The sequence below is a fragment of the Comamonas resistens genome (assembly GCF_030064165.1).
Classification (GTDB): Bacteria; Pseudomonadota; Gammaproteobacteria; order Burkholderiales; family Burkholderiaceae_C; genus Comamonas; species Comamonas resistens.
In genome coordinates, this window is the sequence record NZ_CP125947.1 from 4,849,709 (window position 1) to 4,867,084 (window position 17,376).

A 17,376-nucleotide genomic window follows, 5' to 3' on the forward strand; every position below is an offset into this window, starting at 1 on the left:
CAGGAGGCAAGACTATGAACACCGAAAATACAAGCCAAGTGCTGATTAAGCGCGCCTCATACGCTGCCGTTCTGGGTGCGATATTTTTTGTGGTGGGATATGGTGTCTACGAAAGCGGCGCAATAGGCACCTTATACAGCAAGGTAAGCGGACAGACTGTCGAAAGGCCAGCCGATATTCCTTATTCGCGAAAAGATATGGAAGCAGCGCGCAAGGCTTACACCAAGGATGCAAGCGCACGCCCTCCCCAAATGCCGGTTAGCGCGGATGGTTACTATATTCCTCCTTCAGAAAGCGAAATTCCCGAAGGGCCATACGGTGACGCGATCAAACGAGGACGCGCGATCTTCATGAATCCCGGCCTTTACGCCAAGGACCATGTGGGGAATTCAATGGCGTGTGTGAATTGCCATCTTGACGCAGGGCGTCGTGAGAATTCTGCGCCGATGTGGGCCGCTTACTCGGCATATCCCGCTTTTCGGAAAAAGACCGGCTCTGTCAGCACGCTGGAAGACCGCATCATGGGGTGTTTCATGTATTCCATGAATGCGCCGGCGTCTCCTTCGGGCGTGGCGCCGCCAGCAGGCGGAGAAATCTACCGTGACCTGGTGACCTACATGTCTTGGCTTGCGGATGGAGCGCCTGCAGGAACAAAACTTCGCGGCAAAGCCTACCCCAAGGTTCCACAGCCCGAGCGCGACTATGACGTGCACCGAGGTTTCGTTGTATTCCAGCAAAATTGCGCCCTGTGCCACGGTACCAACGGTCAGGGTACGAAAGACGAGGCCGGGAAAGTCAAATTTCCACCCTTGTGGGGGCCTGATTCTTACAACTGGGGGGCCGGCATGGCACGCATCGACACGGCAGCCGGCTTCATCAAAGCGAATATGCCGCTCGCGAAACCCTACAGCCTGACCGACCAAGAGGCATGGGATGTCGCCGCTTTCATCAACAGCCACGAACGGCCTAAGGACCCGCGCCAGAAGGGTACGGTCGCCGAAGCTACTGAGAAGTACCATGCCGGCGAGAAAAGCTATTACGGGAAAGTCGTAGACGGGCAACTGCGCGGAGTTGGGACGGATGCCCAAGCCGGACAGTAACGAGCGACTCTTCGATTACGAAAAGGCACGTGTCGCCGGGCGCATGGTCTTTGCCGTAGAGGGCCTTTGGTGCGTGAGCTGCGCAATGGCCTTGCAGCGCGTTTTGCAACGCGTCCCAGGCGTTTCATCGGCGACGGTCAACTTCACCTCGGGCTCCGCGCTCGTGACCTGGGCCCCCGAGCTGATCGACTTCGCGCAGCTTCTTCGACGCGCCAGCGATCTGGGGTATGCCCTGTCTCCGGTGAGGGGGGGCGGCGAACTGGAGGCCGCTCTGCACCGGCAGGCCAAGCGAATTCGTCTCCAACTCACCATTGCCGTCGTCTTCGGCATGTGGAGCATGCTCGGCTCGTGGGTGCTCTACCTGAATGCGGATGAGGTTGCAGATCAAGCGATGGTTATTGGCTGGGCCAGCGTCCTTGCGAGCCTGCCCGTGATCACATATTCCGCCTTGGACTTCTATCGTGCAGCAGTGCGTTCGCTGCGCGCTGGCATCGCAGGGATGGATGTGTTCGCCTCAGTCGCAGTTCTTGGCTCGCTGTCCGTCTCGGTCTGGAATCTCACAATCGGATCCTCGGCCATCTTCACTGATGCCGCGACCATGCTCATCGCCTTTTTGCTGATCGGGCGGTTGATAGAGATCCACGCACGCCAAGAAAGCCGGTTGGCGATGAGCGCATTGAGCAGCCTCGCCCCCGAGACCGTCACGCAGTTGGACGCTTGCGACGGCGATTTGGTAGAGCGCCTGGTATTGCTGACCTCAATCGCACGTGGCGACACCGTGCTCATCCGCGCGAATGAGCGTATTGCAGTCGACGGAACAGTGGTGTTGGGGGAATCAGCGGTCGACCTCTCGCTGCTCCATGGCGAATCCATTCCCAAAGCAGTACGGCCTGGAGACGAAGTGTTCGCCGGCACCATCAATCTGCAAGGGCCACTCCGAGTCCAGGTCACGGCTGGCGCGGGCGAGCGCAGGCTGGATCTGCTTGGATTGCGCATGCTCGAGTTATTCGGGGGACGTTCGTCGCTGTCGGAAACGGCAGAGCGCTTTGTTCGCTTTCTTCTCCCCGCCATGGTGATTGCCTCTTTGCTGGCCCTGGCTCATTACCTATGGATAGGACGCCCAGCAGATGTCGCAATACTTGGCGCGCTCAGCATTCTGGTAGCGGCGTGTCCTTGCGCGGTCGGCTTGGCTATGCCGCTTGCATATGCGTTCACCGCTCGTGAAGCCGCCCGTCGCGGGATACTCGTGCGAGATCCAGCCAGCGTGGAAGCATTGGGGCGCGTTCGCACCATAGCCTTTGACAAGACCGGCACCCTGACGCAGGGGCTGCTCGGCATTATGGAAATAAAGACGCGACAGGGATGGGATGAGCAGAAGGTACTCCATTTGGCAGCCAGAGCGGAAATTGGTGTTGTGCATCCGATCTCGCTGGCGCTGACGGCCGAGGCCCAGCGGCGGGGAATACAGGTCTCGCCTGCTCAAGAGCAACGTATCAGAGCTTTCGGTCGGGGCGTGATGATGGAGGAGCCCGGCGGCGACGTCCGTGTAGGCGAGCGGCAATGGTTGATCGAAAGCGGCGTTGCCGGAGTGCCAGGTGAAGACGACCGGCCCGGCCTGGTACACGTCGCCAAAGGCGGCGACTGGATCGGCTGTTTGCGCCTGCAAGATACCCCACGCATTGACGCACGGGCCTCTCTGCAGACGCTGCAGGCTCAAGGGCTCAAACTGTGGCTGCTAACGGGGGACTCGCAGGCAGCGTCGGAAGATTTAGTCTTCACCTTGGGCGTGATGTTCGACCGGATCGAGAGTGCATGCAGTCCTGAATCCAAGGCCCGAGCCGTAGACGAGAGTGCGACGCCTGTCGCCTTCATCGGAGATGGCGCAAACGACGGGCTGGTTCTTGCCAGAGCCGCCTGCGGCGTCGCTATTCCGGGATCGAGTTCGGTCGCCGTTTCCGCCGCAGGCGTGGTTATCACACGCGGAGGTGTCGGTGCCGTGGTGGAGGTCCACCGGTTAGCGAGAAAATTTAACCGCATCGTTCGCGAAAACCTCGCGTTCGCTGTGGCCTACAACGCGGCTGTCGTCCTTGTCTTCTTCGAGGTCGGTGTTACGCCATTCGCAGCGGCACTGGCCATGCTTACCAGTAGCCTTTCGGTTCTATTGAACACGTTGCGTCTTCTGAAGAACGAACCGACAAATGGCAGCCCAGTGCCTTCATCCTCACTTCACTCGCGGAGCAGTGTTCCATGAGGTTTCCGACACCCAAAGCGCAGACGTTGGCAGAGTCTTTAATCTGGCTTGATCTAATTCGGGCAACGTACGAGAAGCCCTTTCTTCCTATCCTTGGAAGGTTGCATTCGGTAGGAGCAATTCATCTGAACGCAAAGCGTCGCGAGGGTTTGTGGTCATTTGCTAAGTGACTGCTTAGTTTCCGGAGGCAAAATACCGTGCAGATCGAACCCTTCTTTGACGAAGACAGCAGTACGTTCAGCTACATTGTGCTGGACACAAAGAGCGGCCAGTGCGCGATCCTGGACAGCGTGCTCGGCTACGATCCCAAGTCCGGCCGCACCTCGCGCGCCGGTGTGGACCGCATTGCCGAGCGCGTGTGCAAGCTGGGTGCAAGCGTCCAGTGGCTGCTGGAGACCCACGTGCACGCCGATCACTTGAGCGCAGCGCCATCCCTTCAGTCGCTGCTGGGTGGCCGTACTGGCATCGGTACGAACATCCGCACGGTGCAACACGTATTCGGACAGCTCTTCAACGCGGAGCCGGAGTTTGCACGCGACGGCCGGCAATTCGACCACTTGTTCGAGGACGACGAGACCTTCATGCTTGGTACGCTGCAGGTACGGACCATGCACACGCCCGGCCACACGCCCGCGTGCATGACCTATGTGATCGTGGACAGCGCTGCTCCCGATGCACCTGCCGCAGCGTTCGTGGGCGACACGCTGTTTATGCCCGACTATGGCACGGCGCGCTGCGATTTTCCCGGCGGCGACGCGCGCACGTTGTTCCGCTCGATCGGCCGTGTGCTGTCGCTGCCGCCGGATACCGTGCTCTACATGTGTCACGACTACCGTCCCGGTGGGCGCGAGCTTCAATGGAAGACCACCGTGGCCGAGGAACGTGCGCACAACATCCATGTTCGCGATGGCATCACCGAGGAGGACTTCACGGCCACGCGCGAGCAGCGCGATTCCACGCTGGCGATGCCGTTGCTGCTGCTGCCATCGGTACAGGTGAACATGCGGGCCGGCGAACTGCCACCCGCTGAATCCAACGGCATCCACTACCTCAAGATTCCCATCGATGCGCGGTGAGAGCGGCACCGACCGGCTGAGAGGACAACTGTCGGGCAGGAGGCCCTCATGGACATCAAAGCCTTGAGCCACGAATTGGCCGTCAGCGGCCAGATTGCCGCCACGGACTTGAAGGCTATCGCCGACGCGGGCTACCGCGCAGTGATCTGCAACCGGCCCGACGGTGAAGCGGGTGACCAGACCGGCTTCCGCGAAATCGAACAGGCCGCCCAGACGTTGGGTATGACGGCCACCTACCTGCCCGTCGAGTCCGGCAAGGTGACCGACGAGCAGGCCCTGACCTTCGGGACGCTGATGACGCAACTGCCTGGCCCGGTGTTCGCTTACTGCCGCACCGGGACTCGCTCGGCCACACTGTGGGCGCTGAGCCAAGCGTCACGCCAGCCGCTGGCATCGATTCTCGACGCCGCCCGCGGCGACGGCTACGACCTCTCCGGCGTGGCTAGGCGCATCACCAACGGCGGGCGCACGCCCACCGAGGTCGTCGATGCCACGCACGACATCGTGATCGTTGGGGCGGGCGCCGCAGGCATCGCGGTGGCGTCTAGCCTGCTGGCGCGCAAGCCGGATGCGGACATTGCCATCATCGACCCGGCGGACGTGCACTATTCAGCCGGGGTGGACGATGGTGGGTGCTGGAGTGTTTCCGCCCGCGCACACGGCGCGCACGATGGCTAGCGTGCTGCCGCGCGGTGTTAAGTGGATCAAGATGGCTGTTGCCGCGTTCGAGCCGGAGCGCAATGCGGTAGTGCTCGACGGCTGCCGCGTCGTCAAGTACCAGCAGCTCGTGGTCTGCCCGGCCCTGAAGCTCGACTGGAGCAGCATCGAAGGCCTGCCGGAGACACTGGGCCGCAACGGCGTCACCTCCAACTACCGCTACGACCTTGCGCCGTACACTTGGGAGTTGGTGCAGAAGCTCAAAGGCAGCAAGGCCCTGTTTACCCAGCCACCCATGCCCATCAAGTGCGTGGGAGCGCCGCAGAAGGCGATGTACCTCTCGGCCGATCACTGGAGGTGCCAGGGCGTGCTCAGGAACATCGACATCAAGTTGTGCAACGCGGGAGGTGTGCTCTTCGGTGTGCCCGACTACGTGCCCGCGCTGATGGAGTACGTGAAGGCGTACGGTATCGACCTGCAGTTTAACAATCAGCTCGTGGCCGTCGATGGCCCGGCGCATGAAGCCACCTTCGTTTGCACGAAGGCTGACGGGACTCAGGAGCGCATCACCCGTCCATTCGACCTGCTGCACGCCGTGCCGCCGCAGACAGCCCCAGACTTCATCCGCGTAAGTCCACTGGCCGACGCAGTGGGTTGGGTAGACGTAGACCCGTCGAGTCTACGCCACAAGACCTACGCCAACATCTTCGCCCTCGGGGACTGCACCAACACCACCAATGCGAAGACTGCGGCAGCGGCCCGCAAGCAGGCCCCGGTGGTGGCGCATAACCTGCTCTCTGCCCGAAGCGAGTCCCCTCGCCTGGCCAGTTACGATGGCTATGGCTCCTGCCCACTCACCGTGGAGCGCGGCAAGATCGTGCTGGCCGAGTTCGCCTACGGCGGCAAGCTTGCGCCTTTGTTTCCGACGTGGTTTATTGACGGCAAGCGGCCCTCGGCCCTAGCGTGGCTGCTAAAGGAACGTATCCTGCCGCCGATCTATTGGACCGCCATGCTCAAGGGGAGCGAATGGCTCGCGCAACCTGTATTCCTGGATCAATGATGTTCTTCGGGTAGTTTGCTGGCAGGGATGCCTGGTGCTAAAACACCGTCGATTTTTACTCGATCAACTGTTTCGCACCCGTCCCGTTTCGTCGGTGCTTTCGCTTATCCGAGCTAACTGCAGGTGTGTATCCATCACGGTCAAGGGCGTTCGCAGGTCATGCGCTGTGACATAAGTAAATGCGCGCTGGTTGGAGAGTCCGCGCCAAGCGATTCAAATTCCCATTCATTGCGACCAGCGCTGGACGTAATTAAGAAGGCGAATGGTTGACGGCAATTGAAAAAGTGTCTTCAGCGTGGGTGGGGAGCATCGGCCTCCGCTGCGGTTCCGACGTGATACACGGCAATGCCGTGCTTATGCAAGCCGGCCGCGACCCCTCCGCCCAATGAGTTCGTCATCTTCCACCAACAGTATTCCCATTGCACCTATCAACCTAAATTGGATTGCATGACACGCTTACGTCAGAGCGAGAAATTACAGCAATGTGGGATTTAACTCCCGCTAATTTTCAATTAATCGGGAGCAGGCATGCTGCTGAAGATTGCACCCAGAGAGGGTGCGTTTCGTGGCAATGGCCACGTGTATGAATTATTGACAGCCCCATGCTTGAAGCTCTTGATCTGGTTGGCGTCCGCGGAGAACGTCGCCTGTTTGACTGTTTGAATTTCCGGCTTACGCCGGGCGATTGCCTGTCGGTGCAGGGCGAGAACGGGAGCGGCAAGACCACGCTACTGAGAATGCTGGCAGGCCTCGCAATGCCCGATGCGGGCAAAATTTTGTGGAACGGAAATCTCCTGCGCAACCAGCGAGAAGATTACCAACGCAACCTGATCTATAGCGGCCACGGCATTGGACTTAAAGAAGACCTCAATGCCCAGGAAAACCTGCTCGCAGCAGCTGCAATCGCAGGCGAATCAGCATCTCCGGAACAGGCAGCAGAAGCATTAAACGAGGTTGGCTTGGCAGAGCACAAGAAGCTGCCAATTAGGATGTTGTCGCAAGGCCAAAAACGCCGCGCGAGCTTGGCTCGACTATGTCTTTATAAAAGGAAGGTATGGATTCTCGATGAGCCGTTAACAGCGCTCGACAAACTCGGCGTGCAATGGTTTGGTGAGATGATCAATCGGCATCAGGCACGAGGAGGAATGATCGCTCTAACCAGTCACCAGGAACTGGCGACGAAAAATTCTCAGTTCGTCCGGATTGGGGCATGAACCAGCCCCTCATCGCCAATCCGATATATGCAGTGATATGTCGAGACTTGAAGCTCGCCTTACGGCGAAGGTCGGACGCGCTAATACCTCTGTTTTTCTTTGTCGTCGTCGTCAGTTTGTTCCCGTTGGGCATTGGTCCCGAAAGTGAAACACTCCGACGGATAGCTCCAGGCGTTTTGTGGGTTTCGGCGCTGCTGGCCAGCATGCTTTCGCTGAATCGCCTTTTCGAGCAAGATTATGCCGATGGCACGCTTGAACAGATGATGTTTTCACCAGCATCGTTGGCAATGCTGGTCCTGGGCAAGATCACTGCGCATTGGCTGCTATCGGGTTTGCCACTGGCCTTGCTTGCGCCTGTTCTGGCGTTGCAATTCAACCTGCCCACCTCATCCCTCTGGATTCTTACCGTATCGCTCGTCATCGGCACGCCTGTACTTAGCCTCATCGGCGCCGTCGGCGCAGGTCTGACGCTCGGCGTGCGCGCCGGGGGAGTCCTTCTTGCTGTGTTGGTGCTACCGCTTTACATCCCAGTTCTGATTTTCGGAGCCGGTGCGGTCGACGCATCCATCATCGGCCGGGGCGCATCGGCAAACCTCTCTTTGCTGGCTGCCGTGTTCGTGTTGGCCGCGTTCTTCACGCCCTTCGCAACGAGTGCATCGCTGCGCATTGCACTGGAGTATTGAGGAGCGAAGCGAATGGTCAACTGGTTCAAATTTTCGTCGCCAAAGACGTTCTATCCACTTGCGGGGAAACTCATCCCCTGGTTTGGCGTGACCGCTGCGCTGCTGTCGTTCGCGGGTATCTACGTTGGGTTCTTCTTGGCACCCACTGATGCTCAGCAGGGAGAGGGATATCGCATCATCTTCCTGCACGTGCCGGTTTCATGGATGTCCATGGTCATCTACTTGGCCATGGCCTTCTGGGCCGCAATTGGCTTGGTGTTCAACAGTCGCCTGTCGGCAATGATGGCCTCGGCGCTCGCACCCACAGGCGCATTGTTCGCTTTTCTCTCGCTTTGGACCGGCGCCTTGTGGGGAAAGCCGATGTGGGGAACGTGGTGGGTATGGGATGCACGACTGACCTCCGAACTCATTCTCCTGTTTCTGTATATCGGCTTCATCGCGCTCCAGTCAGCCATTGACGATCGGCGCCGCGCCGATAAGGCAGGCGCCGTGCTGGCCCTGGTCGGGGTCGTGAATGTCCCTGTGATCTATTTCTCCGTGCAATGGTGGAACACCTTGCACCAGGGAGCTTCGGTTTCGCTGACCCGGGCGCCCTCCATGGCGAAGGTCATGTTGCTGGGCATGGTGATCATGGTTTTCGCGGCTTGGGCTTATTCGGCGGCAGCCGCCCTAGCGCGCGTGCGCTGCATCATTCTGGAACGCGAGCACCACGCCGATTGGCTACGGGAGATCGAGGGAGTAAAGCGATGAACTGGAGCAGCGTGGGCGAGTTCCTGGCGATGGGCGGCTATGGCGTGTACGTTTGGGGGTCCGTCCTGACCACCGTGGTGTTGCTTGCGGCGGAGTGGCGCCTGCTTGGACGGCGTCGCACCACTGCGCTGTCGCGCATCCGGTCGGAATGGCCGGCAGAGGGAGCACGGCATGAAGCCAAGGAATAAGCGCATCGCCATCATCTTCGCCGGCTTGGCCGTCATCGGCATTGCCGCCGCGCTTGTGCTCAATGCCTTCCAGAGCAACCTAGTGTTCTTCTTCACGCCTTCGCAAGTCAGCGCGGGAGAGGCGCCGCTGGAGCGTACGTTTCGAGTCGGTGGCATGGTAGAGCGAGGAAGCTTGAAGCGCCAGAGTGGCCAGCTTGACGTGCAATTCGTAATCACCGATACGGCAAAAACGATTCCGGTGATCTATTCAGGCATATTGCCTGATCTGTTCAGTGAAGGAAAAGGTGTGGTTGTTCAAGGAAGGCTGGACAGCACTGGCCTCTTCCGCGCCGAGGAAGTGTTGGCCAAGCACGACGAAAACTACATGCCGCCCGAGGCCCAACATGCGTTGGATGAGGCCCAGAAAAAGCCGACCTTAAGGAAGCCTTGACCCATGATTCCAGAAATCGGCCACTTCGCTCTTATAGCCACCTTATTCGTAGCACTCGCCCAAGGTATTTTGACCCTTGCGGGTGCGGCCCGAAACAATGCCACGTGGATCGCGTTCGCCCGCCCGACCGCACGCGCTCAATTCCTTTTGGTAATAGTCAGCTTTGCAGCGCTCACCTGGGCCTTTATCGCGAAGGACTACTCGGTCGCCTACGTCGCTCAGAATTCCAACTCCCAGTTGCCCTTGGGTTACAGGATGGCCGCAGTGTGGGGCGGGCATGAGGGTTCGCTCTTGCTCTGGCTATTGATGCAGACCGGGTGGGCCTATGCAGTAAGCAGGTTTTCAAAACAACTCCCGGACGCCATGGTCGCGCGCGTCTTGGGCGTGCTCGGCCTGGTGACTGCCGGGTTCCTGTTATTCGTGCTGTTGACCTCCAACCCCTTCGAGCGGCTTTTTCCCGTGCCGCAAGATGGCTGGGATCTGAACCCGCTCTTGCAGGATGTCGGTTTGATCGTTCATCCGCCGCTCCTCTACATGGGGTACGTGGGGTTTTCGGTCGCCTTCGCGTTTGCGATTGCCGCTTTGCTTGCGGGAAAACTGGACTCGACATGGGCGCGCTGGTCCCGCCCCTGGGCCACCGCAGCATGGGCATTCTTGACGGTGGGCATCGCATTGGGGAGTTGGTGGGCCTACTACGAGCTGGGTTGGGGAGGCTGGTGGTTCTGGGATCCCGTTGAAAATTCGTCGTTTATCCCCTGGCTCGCGGGCACCGCCTTAATTCATTCTCTGGCGGTCACCGAAAAACGGGCTAGTTTCAAGAATTGGACGGTTCTGCTTTCCATCGGCACGTTTTCATGCTCGTTGCTGGGTGCTTTTCTAGTGCGCTCGGGCGTATTGACTTCCGTGCATGCATTTGCGACAGACCCGCGCCGCGGCTTATTCATCCTGATCCTGCTGACAGTTGTAGTCGGCACCTCGCTCATATTGTTCGCATGGCGAGCCCCGAAAGTGGGTATGGGAGGACGGTTTAATGCGGTCTCCCGGGAGTCCTTGTTGTTGATCAACAATGTGATATTGGTTGTCGCCGCCAGCGCTGTCTCGCTCGGTACGCTGTACCCGCTGATCATCGACGCGCTGGGCCTTGGGAAACTCTCTGTAGGGCCGCCATATTTCAACGCAGTCTTCGTGCCGCTGATGATCCCCGCTTTGCTCCTGATGGCGGTGGGGCCCGTCGCGAACTGGAAGGCCGCCAAATTCGGCGCCATATTCAGACAGTTGCGCATTCCGATGGTCATTGCGCCGGCGGTGGGACTGATTGCTCCTTTTCTGCTGGGACATTGGTCCACTCCCGTGGCTGTGGGTTTGATGCTCGCCACCTGGATTGCCGTATCGGTGGTGACAGGTATCGTCGATCGGATGCGCGCCACACGCGGCGGGCTGCGTACCCAGCCACGCAGTTGGCTGGGCATGCACATGGCCCATCTGGGTATCGCGGTATTCGTCACCGGCGTGACGATCGTCAGCGGGTACGAGACCGAGCGGGACGTCCGATTGAGCCAAGGCGACGCCGTGAGCATCGGCGGCTACGATCTCAAGTTGGTCGGGGTGAAAAGCGCGCGCGGGCCCAACTACACGGCGCAGATAGGCGATATCGAGCTGTCACGCGACGGCAAGGTATTGCGTCACCTCCATCCCGAAAAGCGCAGCTATCCGGTCTCGCAGATGCCGATGACCGAAGTTGCCATCGACGCGAACGGACTGCGCCATGTATACGCGGCGCTCGGCGAATCGCTCGGTGATGACGTTTGGAGCGTTCGTGTCTACCACAAGCCTTTCGTTGACTGGATCTGGATTGGTTGCATCCTGATGGCACTGGGCGGCGGCTTGGCTATCAGCGACCGCCGCTACCGTCTGAAGCCTGGGCGCCAGCGCGCCGCTCAATCATTGCCCGAGGCCGCATCATGAACCGCTTCCTGTGGCCGCTGGGCGGCTTCTTTGTATTGGTCTCGTTCCTGGCGATTGGCCTGACGCTCAAACCCAGCGAGGTGCCGTCGCCATTGATCAATAAACCCGCACCGCACTTTAGCCTTCCGCAATTGGAAGATCCAGACAGAACTTTCTCGCCTGAAAGCATGATGGGGAAAGTCTGGGTGCTGAACGTGTGGGCTTCTTGGTGCGCGCCTTGTCTTGAAGAACATCCTGTCATTACAGAAATGGCCCGCAGGCATGCAGTTTCCATTGTCGGCATGAGCTACAAAGACGTTCCCCAAAATGCCATCGCTTGGCTGCGGCGCAATGGAAATGCCTTTGCAACGACCATCTCCGATACACATGGGACCGTCGGCATTGACTTCGGCGTTTATGGCGTACCGGAAACCTATGTGATCGATAAGTCTGGCGTCATTCGCTACAAGCACGTCGGGGCGATTCATGAAGAGGAAATGCGCAACGAGATTCTGCCTTTGGTACGGGAACTTGAGAAATGAGACCTTGGCGACTGGCATTGTTATTCTTTTTTCTCACTGCTACTGCCTGGGCCAGCGACCAGGCGGCAGAAGATCGCATGCTGCACATCGCGTCCGATTTGCGTTGCCTGGTATGCCAGAACGAGTCGATCGCAGCGTCACAGGCTGGTCTTGCCGCTGATTTGCGTCAACAGATACGCGAACAGATTCACGCAGGGAAAAGCGACGATGACATCAGAGCTTATATGGTGGATCGGTACGGTGATTTCGTGCTTTATCGGCCGCCATTGAAGCCGACAACGATGTTGCTTTGGTTCGGCCCTTTCCTTCTGCTTGCCCTCGGCTTTCTGGTTTTCGCTGTGAGCTTGCGCAACCGAAACCGCAAGTCGAAGGATGTCGCGCTCAGCGAAGCAGAGCGCAGAAAGGCAGACGCGCTTTTGGCTCCTGCAAACAATGTTCAGGATGAATCATGAGCCTGGTTTTCGTTATTCTGGCGTCGGTACTCGTTGGGGGCATCTCACTGTGGCTGTTCGTGGTCCTGCGGCGTGGTGGACATGGCACGAACGACCTGGTGGCGCCGGACAGGGTGAACGTTGCAGTATTGCGGGATCAATTGGCAGAACTGGAGACGGACCACATCAATGGCACGTTGTCGGTCGATGAACTGGCCGATGCGAAATCCGAATTGCAGCGGCGAGCGCTCGATGAAACTGTCCCGCACCTGTCGAGCACGGGGCCGCCGGCTGGAAGCAAGCGTGCGGCTATCGCTGTCGCCGTTCTGTTGCCCATTGCGACGGTCCTCACCTATTCGTACTTGGGGAATCCGGCCGCCATCAACCCGCCACCACAGGTTCGTAGCGCGGGCACGATGACGGAAGCAGATATACAGGCAATGGTTGCCTCCCTGCAGGCGCGACTCGCCCAGCACCCCGATGATCCTGAAGGCTGGCTGATGTTGGCGCGCTCCTACCGTTACTTCGGCGACGATGAGAAAGCCGTCGATGCCTTCATCCGCGCCAACAACCTTGTCCAGAACGATCCACAGGCGTTATCGGAGTACGCGGAGTCGCTGTCCAAAATTCGAAGTTCCAGCTTTGAGGGAGAGCCCACGCGCCTTCTTGAGCGTGCATTGGAGCTCGACCCCAATGCGGCTCTAGCTCTTACATTGGCCGGCGCCGCTGCGGTGCAGCGGCGGGACTATCAAACCGCCATTGAGCACTGGAAGAAGCTGCTTGAGATGATGCCGCCTGATTCTGAGGCGGCAAAAATCGTGGCGGCCGGGATTGAACGGGCTCAGTCGGAGCAGGAGGAACTCGACCGACCAGAAGAGCCCAGCGCACAACCTTAATGACTCCGTCCCTGAGTCCTTGCGGACGGCCTTTAGTTTCACTTAATCGGGTTGACGCATGATTTAAGCAGCTTTTCTCGGAGGGCTCAGATTTGGCTTTTTATCGGCGCGTAGTTGCGACCTTTCTACTGTGTTGTTGTGCAGTCGGCAGTGCGTGGGCCGATGGCCTGTTTTCCTCCCAGGGCAGTAATGAGCGGCAATTTCTGGACGTTGCAAAGGTCTTCACGCTGGACCCTGCGCAGCAACTGAGCGATTCGTTCTCGGTCATCGGGCATGTCGCTGAGGGCTACTACGTTTATCGCCACGCCATCAAATTGGTTGATGCGCAAGGCCATGACGTCAGCCTGACCCTTCCGACAGGGACTGCCAAGCATGATGAGTTCTTTGGCGATACAGAGATCTATACGGGTGATGTGCTCAAGCTGCGCTTTCCCGCCAATGCCACCGGGCCACTGACACTCCATTGGCAGGGGTGCGCGGAAGCAGGTATCTGTTATCCCCCACAGACGATGGACGTGGATGTGCCGGCCATGGCGGCAGTCACATCCACGTCTGGCGACGGTTCCGTACAGGGAAGTTCCGCCATGGTCGCAGAGTCCTCCAATCCGGCAAGCGTGGGAGGTGTTGCCGACATGGCCGAGGATCAAGCGGTAGCGCACCGGCTCGCAGCTCTTGGCCCCGTCTGGGGAACGCTGCTGTTCTTTGGTTTCGGATTGCTGCTGGCTTTCACGCCATGCTCGCTGCCAATGGTTCCCATCATTTCCACCATGGTCGTGGGCAGCCAGGCGAAGCCACGGCGGGCATTCTTCCTCTCTATGTCCTATGTCCTGGCCATGGCTGGCACCTACGCTGCGGTGGGTGTGGCCGCAGGCCTAGCCGGCGCCAACCTGCAGGCCACACTGCAATCGCCTTGGCTGCTGGGGGCGTTTGCAGCCTTATTCCTCGTCCTGGCAAGTTCATTGTTCGGCCTGTTCGAGTTGCAGATACCCTCGGCCCTGATCAATCGCGTGGAATCCGCTGGCAGAAACCGCTCGGGCGGTAGCATCCCCGGCGCGGCTGCCCTAGGCTTCCTCTCGGCGCTGCTGGTCGGCCCATGCATGACCGCTCCATTGGCAGGCGCATTGTTGTACATCGGGCAGACCGGCAGCGAGGTCTATGGCGGCTTGGCATTGTTCGCGCTGGGCTTGGGTATGGGATTGCCCCTGCTGGCCATCGCCGTGTTCGGTGCTCGTATCCTGCCGCGTCCTGGTGCGTGGATGGACCGTGTGTGCGTTGCATTCGGCTACGTCATGGTGGGCATGGCCGTGATGATGCTGGCGCGCTTCCTACCCGGTACGGTGAGCCTGGTGCTCTGGGGAGCATGGGTTTTGTCGATGGCAATTGGCCTGATTGCCTGGGGCCAGGCCGTTGCAGCGAAGCATCGACTGGCATGGACGCTACGGTCCGGGGCTGTCTTCGCCGGCTTGTGGTCCATCCTGATGCTGGTCGGCGCTGCATCCGGTGGCGACTCTGTGTTGCAGCCGCTGGCACACCTGCGCGGCGGGTCGACTTCGATGGCACCTGCAGAGGGCGGCATTGCTTTCGCGCAGGCGAAATCGATCGAAGACGTGGATGCGCATTTGGCGCAGGCGGCCTCACGTGACCAATGGACTCTGATCGACATCTACGCCGACTGGTGCGTCAGTTGCCACGTGATCGAGCGCAACGTATTCGGCGATCCGGCTGTCGCGTCCCGGCTGGCCCGCATGCAGGTGCTGCGGCCAGACGTGACACGCAATGATGCGACCGACCAGGCTCTGCTCAAGCGTTGGGGCGTCATGGGGCCACCCACGCTCATTCTGGTCGGCCCGGACGGCAAGGAACGCCGGGATCTCCGCGTGGTGGGTGAAATTGATGCGCGCGCCTTCCTCGATCATCTGGACAAGGCGGGCGCGTGATGATCGGCGTCGGTCCTTTTTCCGTCCAGGTCGTTGCCGTCTTCGCCGCCGTGCTGCTGGCTTGGATGGTGGCTCGCCTCGTTGCCAAGCGGCTGCCCGACTCGCCGTACAAGGCGACCGGCGGAATGCTTCTTGACGCTGTGTTTTTGGGGGGTGTCGTTGCTCGCCTTGGCTACATCGCGCAGTGGTGGGAGGAGTACGCGCAGTCGCCAATGTCCATGATTTTCATCGGCGACCAAGGCTTCTCTCTTTGGGTAGGTGTCCTGGCAGCACTGGCATTCATTTGGTGGCGCACCCGTTCGATCCGGGCGTTGCGCCGTCCTCTACTAATGGGAGTTACAGCCGGACTTTTGGCATGGTCTGCCGCAGTTGGCGTGCTTGGTCTATTGCAGCGCTCAGCACCGCCATTGCCGGCCTTGACCCTTGCCACGCTCGACGAAAAGCCTGTCGTCCTGAATTCCTATACCGGGCGGCCAGTCGTGCTCAACCTCTGGGCTTCGTGGTGTCCGCCATGCCGTCGAGAGATGCCGGTGTTCGAGCAGGCGCAAGCGCAGTATCCCGACATCTCTTTCGTCATGGTCAACCAGGGAGAGAGCGCTCAGCAGGCGCGCGCCTTCCTTGACGCCGAAAACTTGCAGCTCAAGGACGTGCTGCTTGACCCGGCCTCCAAGACCATGCAGGCGGTGGCATCAAGAGGCCTGCCCACCACCTTGTTCTTCGATGAGCACGGACGCTTGGTGGATACACATCTGGGCGAACTCTCGATGGCCAGTCTCAAAAGCACGGTGTCGCGCCGTTTCGCGCCATCCCAACAGATCAAGACAGATAAGGAGTAACCATGTTTGCACAGCGCTCGCACATTCATTTCCTACTCGCTGCCAGCCTCATGTTAGTCACCGGATGCAGTCAGGCGGAATCTGCTGACAAGCCGCCTGCTTTGAAGGCTCTGGAAGACCAGGGTCTGACCGTCACGCAGGAATTCAAGGTGGGTGGCGGACTGCGCGCCTTCGCCGCAGTCGCAGGCGACCGACCGATTGCCGTGTACATCACGAGCGATGGCAACGCCATCATGGGAACCCGCCTGAACGCCAAGGGCGAACCGATGGACGAAGCGGACCTGGAGAAGCTGGCAGCCAAGCCGGTCAGCGATAAGGAATGGTCACAGCTCCAGGCGTCTACCTGGGTGCTGGACGGCAAGAAAGACGCGCCGCGCGTCATCTACACCTTCAGCGATGCGAACTGCCCCTATTGCCATCGTTTCTGGGAAGCTTCACGCCCCTGGGTGGATTCCGGTAAGGTCCAGTTGCGGCACATTCTGGTTGGGATTATCAAGGAAGACAGTCCGGCCAAAGCGGCTGCCATCCTTGGTGCGCCTGACCAGACAGCGGCATTGGTGATGAACGAGCAGCGGTATGGCCAGGGTGGGATCACACCAGTCAAGAGCGTCCCTGCGGATGTGAGCAAGATCCTTGATGACAACCTGGCTCTCATGATGAACACCGGCTTTCGTGGAACGCCTGGCATTGTTGTACGCGGCCCGAATGGTGTGCTCAAGAAATACAACGGCATGCCGCAAGGGGCGCAATTGGGTGAAGTGCTCGGGCCGCGCTGAACCTGCTCCCGAATGGCGGAAGTCATGCGGTCTGGACAAACGTTTGGCACTCGACCCCGATAACCGAAGGCCATTCAAGGAGGTGACCCATGTTCATTAACCATCGTTCGCTTGCTGGCCTGATTCTTGGGCTGACGTGTTTGCTTGTTGCTGTACCGGCGGTTGCAGAAACCCATTGGCCCAAGGACGGCTGGAAAGTCATTGATACAAGTCAAAGCTATTCGGAGCTGCTCGCCAACCTCAAGAAAGCTGTTTCGGCGAACGAGTTGAATGTCATCTATGAAGTCGGACCAACGGAGGCTGCCGCAAAGCGCGGCATCCACATTCCGGGAATCCGAGTAGTGGGAGTCTTCAATAACAAGTTTGCCGTCGATATTTTTCGCCTCAGTGTGCTAGCGATGATCGAGGTGACAATTCGGTTTTATGTGACTGAGCGGGATGAGGGACATGCAACGCTGTCATGGGTCGAGCCCAGCCTCGTTCTCGCGCCATATGTCGGAGACGTTGGCAGTAGCGACGACGCAAATACGCTGCGTCAGAAAGCAGAGGAACTCGATGCTTGCTTCTCTCGGATTGCATCCGAAACTGTCCAAGGAAAATAGCCA

The 17,376-nt window shown here is 59.3% G+C and carries 17 protein-coding genes and 1 pseudogene; 17 read left to right on the forward strand and 1 reads right to left on the reverse strand.

Annotated elements, in window-relative coordinates:
• The first annotated feature begins 14 nt into the window (after positions 1-14).
• From QMY55_RS22700 to QMY55_RS22715, 4 genes and pseudogenes are all read left to right on the forward strand, one after another.
• Positions 15-1,100 (forward strand): c-type cytochrome, encoded by a 1,086-nt coding sequence (locus tag QMY55_RS22700; RefSeq protein WP_283486357.1) that lies wholly within the window; start codon positions 15-17, stop codon positions 1,098-1,100.
• A complete protein-coding gene (locus QMY55_RS22705; RefSeq protein WP_283486358.1) occupies positions 1,081-3,351 on the forward strand; it encodes a heavy metal translocating P-type ATPase in 2,271 nt (756 codons plus the stop codon). The genes QMY55_RS22700 and QMY55_RS22705 overlap by 20 nt, the downstream gene beginning before the upstream one ends.
• 197 nt (positions 3,352-3,548) lie before the next feature.
• Positions 3,549-4,427: an MBL fold metallo-hydrolase gene (locus tag QMY55_RS22710; RefSeq protein WP_283486359.1), complete on the forward strand. Its 879-nt coding sequence runs from the start codon at positions 3,549-3,551 to the stop codon at positions 4,425-4,427.
• 48 nt (positions 4,428-4,475) lie between these two features.
• Positions 4,476-6,144: pseudogene (locus QMY55_RS22715) on the forward strand (TIGR01244 family sulfur transferase).
• Between the two features lie 63 nt (positions 6,145-6,207).
• Here QMY55_RS22715 and QMY55_RS24880 read toward each other — a convergent pair.
• Positions 6,208-6,357 (reverse strand): histidine kinase dimerization/phospho-acceptor domain-containing protein, encoded by a 150-nt coding sequence (locus tag QMY55_RS24880; protein WP_456064503.1) that lies wholly within the window; start codon positions 6,355-6,357, stop codon positions 6,208-6,210.
• Between the two features lie 389 nt (positions 6,358-6,746).
• Between QMY55_RS24880 and ccmA the strand changes: the two genes are divergently transcribed.
• The 13 genes from ccmA to QMY55_RS22780 all read left to right on the forward strand — a co-directional run bounded on the left by ccmA (position 6,747) and on the right by QMY55_RS22780 (position 17,373).
• Positions 6,747-7,358: a cytochrome c biogenesis heme-transporting ATPase CcmA gene (ccmA, locus tag QMY55_RS22720; RefSeq protein ID WP_456064499.1), complete on the forward strand. Its 612-nt coding sequence runs from the start codon at positions 6,747-6,749 to the stop codon at positions 7,356-7,358.
• A complete protein-coding gene (ccmB, locus tag QMY55_RS22725; RefSeq protein ID WP_283486360.1) occupies positions 7,355-8,041 on the forward strand; it encodes a heme exporter protein CcmB in 687 nt (228 codons plus the stop codon). The genes ccmA and ccmB overlap by 4 nt, the downstream gene beginning before the upstream one ends.
• A 12-nt stretch (positions 8,042-8,053) precedes the next feature.
• Positions 8,054-8,791: a heme ABC transporter permease CcmC gene (ccmC, locus tag QMY55_RS22730; RefSeq protein WP_283486361.1), complete on the forward strand. Its 738-nt coding sequence runs from the start codon at positions 8,054-8,056 to the stop codon at positions 8,789-8,791.
• Positions 8,788-8,979: a heme exporter protein CcmD gene (ccmD, locus tag QMY55_RS22735; RefSeq protein ID WP_283486362.1), complete on the forward strand. Its 192-nt coding sequence runs from the start codon at positions 8,788-8,790 to the stop codon at positions 8,977-8,979. The genes ccmC and ccmD overlap by 4 nt, the downstream gene beginning before the upstream one ends.
• Positions 8,963-9,409 carry a cytochrome c maturation protein CcmE gene (ccmE, locus tag QMY55_RS22740; RefSeq protein WP_283486363.1) on the forward strand — a complete coding sequence of 149 codons (447 nt, stop codon included), beginning with the start codon at positions 8,963-8,965 and terminating at the stop codon, positions 9,407-9,409. Before ccmD ends, ccmE begins: the two co-directional genes overlap by 17 nt.
• Before the next feature lie 3 nt (positions 9,410-9,412).
• Complete coding sequence (locus QMY55_RS22745; RefSeq protein ID WP_283486364.1) at positions 9,413-11,374, forward strand: heme lyase CcmF/NrfE family subunit; 1,962 nt, start codon at positions 9,413-9,415, stop codon at positions 11,372-11,374.
• Positions 11,371-11,895, forward strand: coding sequence for a DsbE family thiol:disulfide interchange protein (locus QMY55_RS22750; protein WP_283486365.1), 525 nt, complete (start codon positions 11,371-11,373; stop codon positions 11,893-11,895). Before QMY55_RS22745 ends, QMY55_RS22750 begins: the two co-directional genes overlap by 4 nt.
• Positions 11,892-12,347, forward strand: coding sequence for a cytochrome c-type biogenesis protein (locus QMY55_RS22755; protein WP_283486366.1), 456 nt, complete (start codon positions 11,892-11,894; stop codon positions 12,345-12,347). Before QMY55_RS22750 ends, QMY55_RS22755 begins: the two co-directional genes overlap by 4 nt.
• A complete protein-coding gene (ccmI, locus tag QMY55_RS22760) occupies positions 12,344-13,222 on the forward strand; it encodes a c-type cytochrome biogenesis protein CcmI (protein ID WP_283486367.1) in 879 nt (292 codons plus the stop codon). The genes QMY55_RS22755 and ccmI overlap by 4 nt, the downstream gene beginning before the upstream one ends.
• 92 nt (positions 13,223-13,314) lie before the next feature.
• Positions 13,315-15,159, forward strand: coding sequence for a protein-disulfide reductase DsbD (gene dsbD / locus QMY55_RS22765; protein WP_283486368.1), 1,845 nt, complete (start codon positions 13,315-13,317; stop codon positions 15,157-15,159).
• Entirely contained in the window at positions 15,159-15,995 is an 837-nt protein-coding gene (locus QMY55_RS22770) for a TlpA disulfide reductase family protein (RefSeq protein ID WP_283489041.1), read from the forward strand. Before dsbD ends, QMY55_RS22770 begins: the two co-directional genes overlap by 1 nt.
• A gap of 2 nt (positions 15,996-15,997) precedes the next feature.
• Positions 15,998-16,771, forward strand: coding sequence for a thiol:disulfide interchange protein DsbG (gene dsbG, locus QMY55_RS22775; RefSeq protein WP_283486369.1), 774 nt, complete (start codon positions 15,998-16,000; stop codon positions 16,769-16,771).
• Positions 16,772-16,860: 89 nt separating this feature from the next.
• Positions 16,861-17,373: a DUF302 domain-containing protein gene (locus QMY55_RS22780; protein ID WP_283486370.1), complete on the forward strand. Its 513-nt coding sequence runs from the start codon at positions 16,861-16,863 to the stop codon at positions 17,371-17,373.
• Positions 17,374-17,376 lie beyond the last annotated feature (3 nt).